Below are 13,379 nucleotides of genomic sequence, written 5' to 3'. Positions count from 1 at the left end.
ATCTCCTTCTCAGAACGGTAACGGGTTCATCCGGCGAAGTTCGTTCGCACTCCGGAACCAGCGTTCGGCCATCCTTCGCCCTTAGAATTTTTTCAGCCGACGCGCTTCCCTTGCGAAGCGCGAAGAAATTCTTTCTCTGGGTGGCGGTCTATGGCGTACTTCGGTTCCATCCACGTTTTCATATCATGCGTTTGACCTAGATAGATTTAGAATATCAGGAAACTGCATGCGCTGTCAAATCGTCTTTCTCCGGACATAATACGCGAATATATGCTGCACGATGACTTTGAGCGCGGCGAAGATCGGAACGGCTAAAATCATCCCCACGATGCCCGCGAGCTCCCCGCCGACCAGCAGCGCGAAGATGATCGCCAGCGGATGCATGTGCAGCGTCCGGCCGACTACCTGCGGCGACACGACGTTGCCCTCGAGAATTTGGCAGACGGTGTTGACGATGACGACCATCAGCATCATTTTCACCGAAACGGTCGAGGCCATGACGAGCGCAGGGGCCGCCCCGAAGAACGGGCCCAAGTACGGGATGATGTTCGTCACTGCGACGACGCTGGCGAGCAGCAGCGGATACGGCATTCCGATAATGAGATAGCCGACGTAAGCGAGCGTGCCGACGATGACGCAGACGAGGAATTGTCCGCGGATGTAACTCCCGAGCGCGCTGTCGATGTCTTTCAGCAGGCGGACTGCATGCTTGCGGTGGGGCTTGGGGACATAGGTCAGCAGCGTCCGCTCGAACACGTCGAAATCCTTCAGGATGTAGAAGGCGAGGAACGGAATGATGAACGCGATGAACACGACGTTCAGCATCGCCCCGATATTGTTGATGAAGGCGAAGATTGCTTCTGAGCCCTGCTTCTCCAGCTTGTACAGCGACTTATTGATCCCCGAGCGGATGCTCTCCGGCAGTAACGACGAATTGTTGAAATCGTCGACGATGTTCTGGGCTTTCATCGTCAAGTCCGGCATATGGCGGCTCAGCTCCTGCAGCTGCTCCAGAAACATCGGGATGGCATTCATCAGAATGACGGTAAGCGCCGCGCAGAACACGGCATAAATCAGCAGCACGGCCATCGTGCGCGGCACTTTGCGTTCATGAAGCATGCTGACGATCGGATTAAGCACGTACGAAATGATCATGGCGATCAGGAAAGGCGCCAGTACCGCCCGCAGAAACACATAGATATGGATGAAGATCGGCTTGAGCAGCAGCAGCAAATACAAGGCGGCCAGTCCCATGATGAGATAGACGAGCCATGTAAATATCCGGTTGTTCGTAAACCGTTCCACGGCCGTGTCCCTCCCTTGAATCGGCTTGCGCGTTCCGCGGCGTCTCGCGCGAGCCGCGTCGATATCCCTAGTACTACAGTATATGTACAAGTCGCCGCAATCATCCCGCACCGAAGAAAGCTCTTGCTCCCAAAGGCTGTCTTCGCGCCGAACCCCTCCATTCAACCTTGCGCCCGATTCTGTGCGCTATCCGAGCGTTCCCTTGCCGCCCGCACGTTCCCGGCAAACACAAAAAAGACGGCCTTCATCAAGGCCGTCCTTCGCCAGCGGCGGTTAAGCGCGTCAATTCGCGTGAACCTGCGGCATTTCGTCTTCGAAGAACAAGTCGTCGAGCGAGCTCAGCGTTCCGTCTTCTTCCACTTGATACACTGACATTTTCTCGCCGTTCACCGTCAATTCGATGAAGCAGCCCCAGCAATAATACTGATGGGATCCGATTTTACCGATATCTTTAGAACTGCAGTTTGGGCATTTCATAGCTCATTTCTCCCTATATCCGTCTCTGAACCCGCGACCGGCGAGAGGTTGTCCTCGCTTCCGGCCGGTACGATGATTACATCGTTGCCAAGCATGACTTCATCAGCTTGCAGCGGAGCGGGAAGCCACTTGCGGCCTTCCATGATATCCGCTATGAAACCGTCGGTCAACTCATAGCCTATTATTTGTGTACCCTGTAAGTCGTTAAAATAAACATCCGATACGCGGCCAAGTTGTTCGCCATGAGCGGTAATGACGGGTAAATCCTTCAACCGTACGATTCCGGTCAAAAAAGAACGCTGTACGTCCGCTTGTTTGGTCCGCTTCACGGATGCTTCGTCCATAATGATCACGGCGTCTTCCCCGCAGACCAGAACTTCGTTCCACCGCACGGCTTTCATCGAAGTGAGAAAGCGCCGTCCGGCGTCCAAAATGATGCCGCCGAGCTGCCAATGCTCGTCGAACCACGCATCCTTCACGTGCCCGACATGCTTGCCGGCGTTCATTTCGATGACAGGCAGTCCAATCAGGTGCTGTAGTCGCAGCAAGGTTTGGGAGCCTCCTAGGCATTAGTACGAACGCGGCTCATAAAGGTTTCAACTTTTTTTGCCGCCAGTTCGAGTTCATCCATAGTATTTCCCAATCCGAAGCTAAACCGAACGGCCGAATTGCGCCGTTCTTCCGAAATGCCCATCGCCTGGAGCACGTGCGAAGGCTCGAGCGCGCCCGCCGTGCAGGCCGAGCCGCTGGAAGCCGCGATGCCCGCCAAGTCCAAATTCATCAGCATCGTCTCCGAACCGATTCCGAGAAAGCTGAGGTTGACGATATGCGGCGCATGCAGTTCGGGATGGCCGTTCAACACGACCCGGTCTTCGCCAGCGATGGCTTTCATCCGTTCTATCCAAGTATAACGAAGCTGATCAAGCAAAGGTTTCCGTTCCGCGGCCGATTTCACACAACGTTCATACGCGGCCGCGAAACCGGCGATGCCGGCCACGTTTTCGGTGCCCGGCCTTCTCTTCCGTTCCTGGGAACCGCCGTGGAGGAGCGGTTCGAGCTGCGCGCCCTTGCGCGCGTACAGCGCGCCGACGCCTTGCGGCCCGTTAATCTTATGCGCCGAGAAGCTCATCAGATCTACGGGCAGTTCGCGGAGATCGATCGGCAGCACGCCAAGCGCCTGAACGGCATCGACATGGAAAACAGCGCCGCGAGACCGGACGATCGCGCCGATCTCCTCGATCGGCTGAATCGTTCCGGTCTCGTTGTTGACGTACATGACGCTCACGAGCGCGGTATCGTCCGTCATCGCCCGTTCCACGTCCGCGGCCGTGACAAGTCCCTGCTCGTCCACCGACAGCACGGTGAGGGCGAAGCCCTCCCGCTGCAGGAACTCGCAGGCATGCAGCACCGCGTGATGCTCCGCCGCGTTCGTGATGATATGGGATTTGCCGCGCTTGCGGGCGGCCCGGGCGGCGCCGACCAGCGCCAGGTTGTCGCTTTCGGTTCCGCCGCTCGTGAAGACGAGCTCCGGCGGCGCGCAGCCGATGCCCGCGGAGATCGCGTCCCGCGCCTGGTTCAGCACCGCCCGCGCCTCACGGCCGAAGCCATGCGTGCTCGATGCGTTGCCGGCAGCGCCGGAATAGACGTCCATCATCGCCGCGGCGGCATCCGGATGCACCGGAGACGTGGCCGCGTGATCGTAATAAATGCGTACCATTAGGCAATCATCCTTAAATATAGAACATATAGGAGTCCTGCTGAACCTCTTCCTTGTACGTGACGAGGTCCGCAAGCGTCGTCGAATCCAAAACTTCCGCGATGCTGTTGCGAATGCGCAGCCACAGGTTGCGCTTGGCCGGATCGTCTTCCTCCGTGAAATCGACCGGCGAAATCGGCCCTTCCAAAATGCGGATAACGTCTCCGGACGTTATCTGCGCCGGGTCCTTCGACAGAATATAGCCGCCGTATGCGCCGCGGATGCTCTTGACGAGCCCCGCGTTCCGCAGCGGTGCGATCAGCTGCTCCAAGTAATGCTCCGACAATTGGTTGCGCTCCGCGATGCTCTTTAGCGACGTCGGTCCTTCGCCGAATTTGCCCGCGAGCTCCATCATAATCGTTAAGCCGTAACGGCCCTTAGTTGATATTTTCATTTCGAACACCTCTTCTCCGACGGGACGATCGTTTATTTAAAGGTTGCGATTGTAAAATGTTTACAATTCATGGTATTCCCATAACACATCTATGTTAACATACTCGCGGCCGAATATGTTGAAAATTCGTTGACACTTTCATGAAAATCATTCAAGAAGTGTGCTACAATAAAAACTTAAGCCCTGCCATGCCTTCAAACACGGATTAGGGCAGAAATCTTGAAGGTGGTGGATATGTACCCATGAGCAATTCCAATACGCGCGTCGTCGTCGGGATGTCCGGCGGCGTCGATTCGTCTGTGACCGCGCTGCTGCTGAAGCAGCAAGGCTACGACGTCATCGGCATTTTCATGAAAAACTGGGACGATACCGACGAATTCGGCCATTGCACGGCCGAAGAGGACGCGGAAGATGTGCGCCGCGTCTGCGACCAGATCGGCATCCCTTATTATACGGTCAACTTCGAGAAGCAGTATTACGACAAAGTCTTCGCGTACTTTCTCGCCGAATACCGCAACGGCCGCACGCCGAATCCGGACGTGATGTGCAACCGGGAGATCAAATTCGGCGACTTTCTGCAAAAAGCCCTGGAGCTCGGCGCCGATTACTTGGCAACCGGTCATTACGCCCGCCTCGAACGGACGGCGGACGGGGAATCCAAACTGCTGCGCGGGGTCGATGCCGGCAAGGACCAAACGTACTTCCTGCACGCGCTGCGTCAGGACCAACTGGCGAAAGCGATGTTTCCGATCGGCCATTTGCCGAAGCCGGAAGTCCGCCGCATCGCCGCCGAGTTCGGTCTCGCGACCGCCAAGAAGAAGGACAGCACCGGCGTTTGCTTCATCGGCGAACGCAATTTCAAGCAGTTCCTGAGCGGGTACCTACCGGCGCAGCCCGGCCCGATGATCGACATCGCGACCGGCGAGACCAAAGGCCGGCACGACGGTCTCATGTATTACACCCTCGGCCAGCGCCAAGGACTCGGCATCGGGGGATCCGGCAGCGGCGAGCCTTGGTTCGTGGCCGACAAGGACTTGAAGGAAAACATTCTGTACGTCGTGCAAGGCGACGCGCATCCGAGCCTGTATTCGACGGGCTTGATCGCGACCGGCATCAATTGGATCTCGCCGGTCCGGACGGACGGCGAATTCGCCTGCACCGCGAAATTCCGGTACCGCCAGCCCGACCAAGGCGTCAAGCTGACGTTCCGTCCGGACGGCACGACGGCGGACGTCGTCTTCGACGAACGGCAGAAGGCCATCACGCCCGGACAGGCGGTCGTATTCTACGACGGCGACATCTGCATCGGCGGCGGTACGATCGACGCCGTGAACAAAAGCTGAAACCCGCAAGCCGCGACAAGATGAAAAAAGAGGCATTCGACAATGTCGAACGCCTCTTTTCGCGTTTAGGTTGATGCTTACGCGTCGTCGTTACGCTTCCGGCGTAACGCGGCTTTGCGGGTTCAGCCCGTCTCGGCCTGTATTTGTTCTTCCATCAGCAGTTCTTCCTCGACTTCCTCGACCGTCCGCTTGCGGATGTGAATCCGCGAGATGCGCAAATGGTCGGTCTCTTCGATAATGAACTCGAACCCGACCGGATAGACGATCCGTTGGCCCGCCGAAGGCGGATTCTCGATCTGGGCGTACATCCACCCGCCGATCGTATCGTAGTCGTCGCTTTCTATCTCGGTGCCGAAGTAGCTGTTCACTTCCTCGATCAGCATCATTCCGTTGATGGAATGCGTGCCGTCTTCCTTCGGCTCGATGTCGGGACGCTCTTCGTCGAATTCATCCTGGATCTCGCCGACGATTTCTTCCATAATGTCTTCCAGCGTAACCAAGCCCGACGTGCCGCCGTATTCGTCGATCAGGATGGCGATCTGCGTCTTCTTCTTCTGCATCAGCTTCAGCAGCGAGCTGATATGCATGGAGTCAGGCACGGTCGTCATCGGACGAGCGATCTGACGGATGTCGTGAATCGTTTGATTCGTCACCTTGAGCAGGTCTTTTATATGAATGAATCCGATAATGTTGTCTTTGTCCTTGTCGCAGACGGGATAACGGGTATGCATTTCCTTGAGCGCGATCGCCCGATTCTCTTCGAACGACAGGTTGGCATACAGACAAATCATTTCGGTACGTGGAATCATGATTTCTCGGGCATGGGTTTCGGCGAACTCGAAAATGTTGTCCACGAGCGTCAGTTCCGTATTGTCGATCAATCCGGACTTATGGCTCTCCTTCATGAGAATGCGGATTTCCTCTTCCGTGTGGGCCGATTCATGCTCGGCGGCAGGCTCGATGCCGATGGTCTTCAGCATAAGGTTCGCCATGCCGTTCAGCAGAAAAATAAACGGGTACATGATTTTGTAAAACGCGATCAGCGGGATCGCCGTCCAGAGGGTGACCGGTTCCGCCTTGCGGATCGCGTACGTCTTCGGCGCAAGCTCGCCGAGCACGATATGAAATACGGTAATGAGCGAAAAGGCGATGATAAACGATACCGTCGAAATGGCGACGGGACTGAAATGCAGCTTCTCTAACAGCGGCTCCAGCACATGCGCGATGGTAGGTTCCCCTACCCAGCCCAATCCGAGCGAAGCCAGCGTGATGCCCAATTGACAGGCCGACAGATACGCATCCAAATTGTTCGTGAGCGCGGACGCGAAACGTGCCCGGCGGTTGCCGTCTTGGACGAGCGTGTCGATCCGGCTGCTTCTCACTTTGACCATGGCGAACTCGGCGGCGACGAAGAAGCCATTCAAAAACACGAGCGCCAAAATTAAGAGAAAGCTCAACAATATGGGTAACGGGTCACTACTCAACGATTCCCTGTTCGCCGTCCGCGCCTTAAGCCGCGATCACGACCAACAGGTGCACCTCCTTCAGGGAATGAAATTATAAACTTCTTTTATAATCTTACATTAGACGATTAGGTCTCTTTGCGTCAAATGCCGCCATCCCACCTTCTGGCCCGAAAATCGGGTTTTACTCATGTTTATTCTGTAAAGGTCGCCTTTTATGCGCCGTTTTCGCGCTCCTGCTACCGTTTATAAAGGCAGCGAGGCGGATTTGCCTATTTTCGCCGCTCCTGGTTTTGTCGAATTTTATCTTCCATGCCCTGTCGAGTCGCGCTATAGAATTTTTTGTGGACGATCCGTTCCGGGAGATACGCCTGCTTCACGTAATGGCCGGGATAATCGTGCGGATACAGGTAACCCACGTGGCCGAGCTTCGCGGCGCCGCTGTAATGGGCGTCGCGCAAATGCAGCGGCACCTCGGCGTTGCCGATGTTCTCGATCGTCGACATGACGTTGCCGATGGCTGCGGCTGCGGCGTTGGACTTGGGGCTCTCCACCGCGAACAAAATTGCCTGGGCAATATTGTACTTGGCTTCCGGCCAGCCGATCTTATGGTAGGCGTCCATCGCCGTGACGGCCTGCACCATTGCCTGTGGGTTGGCCAGGCCGATATCCTCGCTGCACGCCACGATCAGCCGGCGCAGGAATGTCATCGGGTCCATGCCCAGCCGCTCGACGGCGTAGAGGAACCAAAACAGCGCGGCGTCGCTGGATCCCCTCACGCTCTTATGGAACGCCGACAGCACGTCGTACTGCGTCGATTCGTCGGCGCGGATCGTCGGCTTGCGAATGGACTCTTCCGCGACCTCGAGCGTGATCGCCACGGTGCCGTCCGGCTGCGACGGCGTTGTCACCGCAGCCAGCTCCAGCGCATTCAGCGCCCGGCGGATGTCGCCGCCCGCCATGGACGCGATATGCTGCAGCGCCTCTTCGTCCGCCTGCAGCTTCATGAAGCCTAGCCCCTTGACGGAATCGGCGAGCGCGCGGCGCATCGCTTCGAGCGCGTCCTCGCGTGTCAAGGCTTCAAGCTGGAACAGCGTCGAGCGGGACAGCAATGCCCCGTTGACGTAATGAAACGGATTCTCGGTCGTCGCGCCGATAAACACGATGATGCCCTGCTCGACGGCCGGCAGCAGCGCGTCCTGGCGGGAAGCGTTAAAGCGGTGCACCTCGTCGAGAAACAGGATCGTTTTGCGGCCGTACATCGACTTGGTCAGCTTGGCGCGTTCGATGACCTCCCGGACGTCTTTCACGGAAGCGTCGACCGCGTTAAGCTTCACGAATTCGCCCTGCGTCCTTTGGGAGATAATATGCGCGAGCGTCGTCTTCCCGCAGCCCGGCGGGCCATAGAGCAGAATCGAGGATACCTGGTCGCCTTCGATCGCCCGGCGCAGCAGCTTGCCGGGACCGACGACTTCGCGTTGACCGATATAATCGTCGATCGTCTGGGGACGCATCCGGTCCGCGAGCAGCTTAGCCTGCGGCTGGCGCTCTTCCTCATGATAGGTAAACAAATCCATCCGAATCACGTTCCTTTCCGGTCCATCATACCATACAAGCACACACGTTCGCCATGGCTGACCGCAGCGTGGCGATGTGCCGTCCATAAAAGCAGACTCTATGAGAAAAAGCCCTCCCCCTGCGGGGACGGCTTCTCGGAATCGGTTACGGGTCGTTATCCCGTAAACGTCTGGTACAACAAGTAAATGTTCAGAGCAGCGATGACGATCGCCACGAACCAGGCCAGGATTTTCATCCATAACGGATTCGCGAAGCTGCCCATCTTCGCCTTGTCGCTCGTGAATTTCACGAGCGGAATGACCGCGAAGGACAGCTGCAGCGACAGGATGACCTGGCTCAGAATGAGCAGATCCGCCGTACCGCTCGCGCCGTACAGCCAAGTGACGATGACGGCCGGCACGACGGCGATCATCCGGGTGATCAGGCGGCGCAGCCATGGCTTCAGCCGGATGTTGAGGAAGCCTTCCATGACGATCTGGCCGGCCAGCGTGCCCGTCAGCGTGGAGTTCTGGCCGGAGGCGAGGAGCGCCACGCCGAACAGGATGCTCGCCGCGGTCGTGCCGAGCATCGGCGACAACAGGTGGAACGCATCGCCGATCTCGGCGACGTCCGTGTGGCCCGTCGTATGGAACGTCGATGCCGCGATGATCAGAATCGCCGCGTTGATGAACAGGGCGAAGAACAGCGCGATCGAGGAATCCCACGTGGCGTATTTGATCGCCTGCCGTTTGCCGAGCTCGGTCTGTTCGTACTGCCGCGTTTGAACAATGGAAGAGTGCAAATACAAATTATGCGGCATGACCGTCGCGCCCAGAATGCCGATCGCGATGTAGAGCATGGCAGGATCCGAAACGATTTCCGTGCTCGGTATGAACCCTTTCATGACTTCGCCTACTTGCGGCTGAGACCAGAACATCTCGATCAGGAAGCAGCCGCCGATCGTCACGATCAGCACGATCACGAGCGACTCGATGAACCGGAAGCCTTTATTTTGGAGCAGGAGCACGAGGAGGACGTCGAGCACCGTCAGAATGACCCCCGCGATCAATGGAATGCCGAACAGCAGGTTGAGCGCGATCGCCGAACCGATGACCTCGGCCAGGTCGCAAGCGGCGATGGCGAGCTCGCACAGCACCCACAGCCCCATGGCGACCGGCTTGCTGTAATGGTCTCTGCATGCCTGCGCCAGGTCGCGTCCCGTCACGATGCCCAGCTTGCCGGCCAGCGCCTGAAGCAGGATCGCCATCAGGTTCGACAGCAGGATGACGGCGAGCAGCGTATAACCGAATTGAGAGCCGCCGGCGATGTCCGTTGCCCAGTTGCCGGGGTCCATGTACCCGACGGCGACCAGATAGCCGGGACCCGCGAAAGCCAAAAATTTACGAAACCATGAGCCGTGCTTCGGGATCTTCATCGAACGGTAGACTTCCGGAAGCGAGTTCTGGGCTCTCTTCTGTCTCCAGCCGGTTTCTTGCGCCAGCGGTGCCGATTGATTGGTGCTCATTTGTCATTCACCTCTTCGTGTTCGTCATGCCACTACGTTATACCTAGAAGTATGCTAGGGGGAAACCATTGTTTCCTATTTTCATTGTACACCACCAAAAAAGTTTCATCAAGGAAACTTTTATTGATTGGGACAAAATACATGGCCCAGATAAAAAAAAGCAGGATTACCGTTTTTCCGGTAATCCTGCTTTTGCGATTGCTTTCGCGGGCTTCTTGGAAGCTGCGCTTGGCGCGATTCCGCTACGCCTGCGGCTTGTCCGACGGGCGCTTCAGCTGCTGTGCCAGCTTCGCCGTCATCTCGCCGATGCGCCTCGCGCGGGTGACTTCCTGCTTCGCTTCGTTGATCCAGCGCACGTATTCCTTGCGGTGCGACGGCGCGAGTCCCGCGAAGAACGCTTCGGCTTCGGGATGCGCGGCAAGCGCAGCCTTGACGTCATCCGGCACGACGAGCTCCTTCGAAGCGCCCGTGCCCGCTTCGCGGACGGCGTCCGCCGCCCGCTTCGCCCGCGCGCTCGTCTGTACCGCGCCGACGGGACGGAACCGCATCGCCGACCACGTGTCGTCGACCGATACAAGCGAGACGGCTTCCCAGCCTTCGTCGCGGACCGCTTTCCAGCCGCGGTCGCGGTTGATGTCGGTTTTGATCCTCGACGTGCCCTTCGGATAACAGATCCACAGCAGACCGTCTTTCTTCACGGCTTTGAGCACCTTCGGCGCGTGCTCGTTCAAGCTTGCGATGTCTTTCGCGAACAGCATGACGAAATCGTATGTGCCGGCGTCCATCTCGCTGAACGGCTCGGCGTTCTCGGCGCCGAGCGCCTCCTTGTACGACGCGTCCGGCGCTTCCAGCAGCGCGACGCGCATGTCGAGCGACAGCCGCAGCTTGTTCATCAGTTCCACGTTCATTCGGCCTGTCCTCCCGCTTCGAGCAAATCTTTGACCACCGCGCTGACCATGATGAGGCCGGCCGTCGGCGGCACGAACGCGTTGCTCGCCGGCGGCTGCTTCGCCTTGCGGATTTCCGGCGCGTTCTCCGGCACGATGCGCTGCGTGACGTCCTCGCGCGGCTTGATCGGTTCCTCCGTCGAGAAGACGACCTTCACGCCGCGCTTGATGCCTTCCTTCCGCAGCTTCTGGCGGACGACGCGCGCCACGGGGTCCATCGACGTCTGCGAGATGTCCGCGACGCGAAACCGCGACGGATCCATCTTATTGGCAGCCCCCATGCTGGAGATGACCCGAATGTTCCGCTTCAGGCATTCCATAATGAGATGCACCTTGTAAATGATCGTATCGGACGCGTCGACGACGTAATCGAGCTTGTACGCGAACAATTGCTCGTACGTCTCCTCCGTGTAAAACATGCGCAGCGCGATGGCGTCGCAATCCGGATTGATCAGCTTGATGCGGTCGCGCATCAGCTCCGCCTTCGGCTGCCCGACCGTCGTCGTAAGCGCGTGAATCTGACGGTTGACGTTCGTGATGTCCACGACGTCCTTATCGATCAAAATGATCCGGCCGACGCCCGTGCGCGCCAGCGCTTCCGCCGCCATTGCGCCGACGCCGCCGATGCCGAGCACCGCGACGGTACTGCCTTTCATAATAGCCAATCCCTCCGGGCCGAATGCCAGCTCCGTCCGGGAAAATTGATGAAGCATCCTTCCTTGCACCTCCAAAGGCGATAGATAACGAATCCGGCTTTCGCCGCGCGGAGCGGTCGAAAGCCGGGAAAGAGCTTAATTTTGGGCTGTTGGCGCCGAAGCCGCCGCCGCGGCCTCTTGCTGCTTCAAAGGCTTCTGGATCGTACGGATGTGCAGCTGCTGCAGCTGGGCGATGTCGACTTCGGACGGCGCGTCGCTGAGCAGGTCGGTCGCGCTCGCCGTTTTCGGGAACGCGATCGTCTCGCGCAGGTTCGTGCGGCCCGCAAGCAGCATCACGAGACGGTCGAAGCCGAACGCGATCCCGCCGTGCGGAGGCGTGCCGTAGTCGAACGCGTCCAGCAGGAACCCGAACTTCTCGCGGGCTTCCTCCAGCGTAAAGCCGAGCGCCTTGAACATCATCTCCTGCACGTCGCGCTTGTAGATTCGCATGGAGCCGCCGCCGACTTCGTAGCCGTTCAGCACGAGGTCGTACGCCTGCGCGCGAATCTCGCCCGGGTTCGTCTCGAACAGATGCAGGTCGTCTGCGTTCGGGCGCGTGAACGGATGATGCTCCGCCACGTACCGCTTCGCTTCCTCGTCGTAGCCGAGCAGCGGGAAGTCGACGACCCATTCCAGCTTGAACTGGGATTCGTCGATCAGGCCTAGCTGCTTGCCGATCTTAAGGCGCAGGTTGCCGAGAACGTCCGCCACGACCTTCTTCTTGTCCGCCGAGAACAGCAGCAGGTCGCCTTCCTCGACGCCGAGCCGCTCCGTCAGGGCAGAGATTTCCTCCGGCTTGAAGAACTTCACGATCGGTCCGCGCCATTCGCCTTCCTTCACCGTGACCCATGCCAGGCCTTTGCCGCCATAGCGCGCCGCGAACGGCTGCAGGTCATCAAGCTCCTTGCGGCTCCAGCTCGCGCAGCCCTTGGCGTTCAGTGCCTTGACGACGCCGCCGCCAGCCGATACGGCCGCGAACACCTTCACATCGCTCGATGCCACGATATCCGTGATGTCTTCCATCTCCATCCCGAACCGAAGGTCCGGCTTGTCGGAACCGTATTTGTTCATCGCGTCCGCGTATGTGATGCGCTGGAACGGACGCGCGATGTCCACGTTGATCGTTTCCTTGAACAGCTTCGCGACGAGCTCTTCCATCATCTCCAGCAGTTGGTCCTGGGACAAGAAGGACGTCTCGATGTCGACCTGCGTGAACTCCGGCTGACGGTCCGCGCGAAGGTCTTCGTCGCGGAAGCAGCGCGCGATCTGGTAATATCGCTCGAGACCGCCGACCATCAGCAGCTGCTTGAAGATTTGCGGCGACTGCGGCAGCGCGAAAAATTCACCCGGGTGCACGCGGCTCGGCACGAGGTAATCGCGCGCGCCTTCCGGCGTGCTCTTCGTTAAAATCGGCGTTTCTACGTCGATGAAGCCTTGTCCGTCGAGGAAGTCGCGGAACACCTTCGCCGCCTTGGAACGAAGAAGCAGCGTCTTCTGCATTTCCGGACGGCGCAGGTCAAGGTAGCGGTATTTCAGGCGAAGCGACTCGTCAACTTCGACGCCGTCTTCGATTGGGAACGGAGGCGTCTTCGCCGCGTTCATGATTTCGATCTCGGTAATGCGCACTTCGATCTCGCCGGTCTCGAGGTTCGGGTTGACCGTCTCGGCATCGCGTTCAACAACTTGGCCGCGGACGGCCAGGACGTACTCGCTGCGCGCGCGGTCGGCGATCGCCAGCGCGTCGCCGGAGAAGGTCGGGTTGAAGACGATTTGCACGATGCCCGTGCGGTCGCGCAGGTCGATGAACAGCACCCCGCCGAGGTCGCGGCGGCGCTGCACCCAGCCGTTCAGCGTCACGGTCCGGCCGATGTCCGCCTTCGTCAATGTTCCGCAAGCATGCGTTTTAAGCATCTCCAT

General features: G+C 58.5%; 12 protein-coding genes. 1 reads left to right on the top strand and 11 read right to left on the bottom strand.

The window, feature by feature from the left end; all coding sequences use genetic code 11:
- Positions 1-234: 234 nt before the first annotated feature.
- The 5 genes from ACFPB1_RS07145 to cymR form a co-directional block, all read right to left on the bottom strand.
- The gene (locus ACFPB1_RS07145) at positions 235-1,305 is read right to left on the bottom strand and encodes an AI-2E family transporter (protein ID WP_379223441.1); all 1,071 of its coding nucleotides are present in this window, start codon (positions 1,303-1,305) and stop codon (positions 235-237) included.
- A gap of 282 nt (positions 1,306-1,587) precedes the next feature.
- Positions 1,588-1,782 carry a hypothetical protein gene (locus ACFPB1_RS07140; protein ID WP_090641631.1) on the bottom strand — a complete coding sequence of 65 codons (195 nt, stop codon included), beginning with the start codon at positions 1,780-1,782 and terminating at the stop codon, positions 1,588-1,590.
- Positions 1,779-2,330 carry a PRC-barrel domain-containing protein gene (locus tag ACFPB1_RS07135; protein WP_379223438.1) on the bottom strand — a complete coding sequence of 184 codons (552 nt, stop codon included), beginning with the start codon at positions 2,328-2,330 and terminating at the stop codon, positions 1,779-1,781. The genes ACFPB1_RS07140 and ACFPB1_RS07135 overlap by 4 nt, the downstream gene beginning before the upstream one ends.
- A gap of 14 nt (positions 2,331-2,344) precedes the next feature.
- On the bottom strand, positions 2,345-3,499 hold the full coding sequence (locus ACFPB1_RS07130) for a cysteine desulfurase family protein (RefSeq protein WP_379223436.1): 1,155 nt from the start codon (positions 3,497-3,499) through the stop codon (positions 2,345-2,347).
- Positions 3,500-3,512: 13 nt separating this feature from the next.
- Positions 3,513-3,932, bottom strand: a complete 420-nt coding sequence (gene cymR, locus ACFPB1_RS07125) for a cysteine metabolism transcriptional regulator CymR (RefSeq protein WP_090642135.1) — start codon at positions 3,930-3,932, stop codon at positions 3,513-3,515.
- A 242-nt stretch (positions 3,933-4,174) separates the two neighbouring features.
- Between cymR and mnmA the strand changes: the two genes are divergently transcribed.
- Positions 4,175-5,275: a tRNA 2-thiouridine(34) synthase MnmA gene (gene mnmA, locus ACFPB1_RS07120; protein ID WP_379223433.1), complete on the top strand. Its 1,101-nt coding sequence runs from the start codon at positions 4,175-4,177 to the stop codon at positions 5,273-5,275.
- A 122-nt stretch (positions 5,276-5,397) separates the two neighbouring features.
- On the opposite strand, the gene ACFPB1_RS07115 is transcribed toward mnmA, so the two are convergent.
- The 6 genes from ACFPB1_RS07115 to aspS all read right to left on the bottom strand — a co-directional run bounded on the left by ACFPB1_RS07115 (position 5,398) and on the right by aspS (position 13,373).
- The gene (locus tag ACFPB1_RS07115; RefSeq protein ID WP_379223431.1) at positions 5,398-6,759 is read right to left on the bottom strand and encodes a hemolysin family protein; all 1,362 of its coding nucleotides are present in this window, start codon (positions 6,757-6,759) and stop codon (positions 5,398-5,400) included.
- A 251-nt stretch (positions 6,760-7,010) separates the two neighbouring features.
- Entirely contained in the window at positions 7,011-8,315 is a 1,305-nt protein-coding gene (locus tag ACFPB1_RS07110) for a replication-associated recombination protein A (protein ID WP_379223429.1), read from the bottom strand.
- Positions 8,316-8,470: 155 nt separating this feature from the next.
- Positions 8,471-9,820 carry an Nramp family divalent metal transporter gene (locus ACFPB1_RS07105; protein WP_379223427.1) on the bottom strand — a complete coding sequence of 450 codons (1,350 nt, stop codon included), beginning with the start codon at positions 9,818-9,820 and terminating at the stop codon, positions 8,471-8,473.
- 242 nt (positions 9,821-10,062) lie between these two features.
- Positions 10,063-10,728, bottom strand: a complete 666-nt coding sequence (locus ACFPB1_RS07100) for a YdeI/OmpD-associated family protein (RefSeq protein ID WP_379223425.1) — start codon at positions 10,726-10,728, stop codon at positions 10,063-10,065.
- Positions 10,725-11,480 (bottom strand): tRNA threonylcarbamoyladenosine dehydratase, encoded by a 756-nt coding sequence (locus ACFPB1_RS07095; protein WP_379223423.1) that lies wholly within the window; start codon positions 11,478-11,480, stop codon positions 10,725-10,727. Before ACFPB1_RS07095 ends, ACFPB1_RS07100 begins: the two co-directional genes overlap by 4 nt.
- A 78-nt stretch (positions 11,481-11,558) precedes the next feature.
- Complete coding sequence (gene aspS / locus ACFPB1_RS07090; protein ID WP_379223545.1) at positions 11,559-13,373, bottom strand: aspartate--tRNA ligase; 1,815 nt, start codon at positions 13,371-13,373, stop codon at positions 11,559-11,561.
- Positions 13,374-13,379 lie beyond the last annotated feature (6 nt).

This window comes from Paenibacillus sp. GCM10023250, from assembly GCF_042653205.1.
Taxonomy (GTDB): Bacteria; Bacillota; Bacilli; order Paenibacillales; family Paenibacillaceae; genus Paenibacillus_Z.
Note: the sequence above shows the minus strand (reverse complement) of the source record. Positions and strands in the feature narration are given on the sequence as shown.

Bases quoted from the DNA above. Each gene is read 5' to 3' on its own strand.
- ACFPB1_RS07105 (WP_379223427.1), bottom strand. From the start codon at position 9,820: ATGAGCACCAATCAATCGGCACCGCTGGCGCAAGAAACCGGCTGGAGA.
- ACFPB1_RS07130 (WP_379223436.1), bottom strand. From the start codon at position 3,499: ATGGTACGCATTTATTACGATCACGCGGCCACGTCTCCGGTGCATCCG.
- aspS (WP_379223545.1), bottom strand. From the start codon at position 13,373: ATGCTTAAAACGCATGCTTGCGGAACATTGACGAAGGCGGACATCGGC.
- mnmA (WP_379223433.1), top strand. From the start codon at position 4,175: ATGAGCAATTCCAATACGCGCGTCGTCGTCGGGATGTCCGGCGGCGTC.
- ACFPB1_RS07100 (WP_379223425.1), bottom strand. From the start codon at position 10,728: ATGAACGTGGAACTGATGAACAAGCTGCGGCTGTCGCTCGACATGCGC.
- ACFPB1_RS07140 (WP_090641631.1), bottom strand. From the start codon at position 1,782: ATGAAATGCCCAAACTGCAGTTCTAAAGATATCGGTAAAATCGGATCC.
- ACFPB1_RS07095 (WP_379223423.1), bottom strand. From the start codon at position 11,480: ATGCTTCATCAATTTTCCCGGACGGAGCTGGCATTCGGCCCGGAGGGA.
- cymR (WP_090642135.1), bottom strand. From the start codon at position 3,932: ATGAAAATATCAACTAAGGGCCGTTACGGCTTAACGATTATGATGGAG.
- ACFPB1_RS07110 (WP_379223429.1), bottom strand. From the start codon at position 8,315: ATGGATTTGTTTACCTATCATGAGGAAGAGCGCCAGCCGCAGGCTAAG.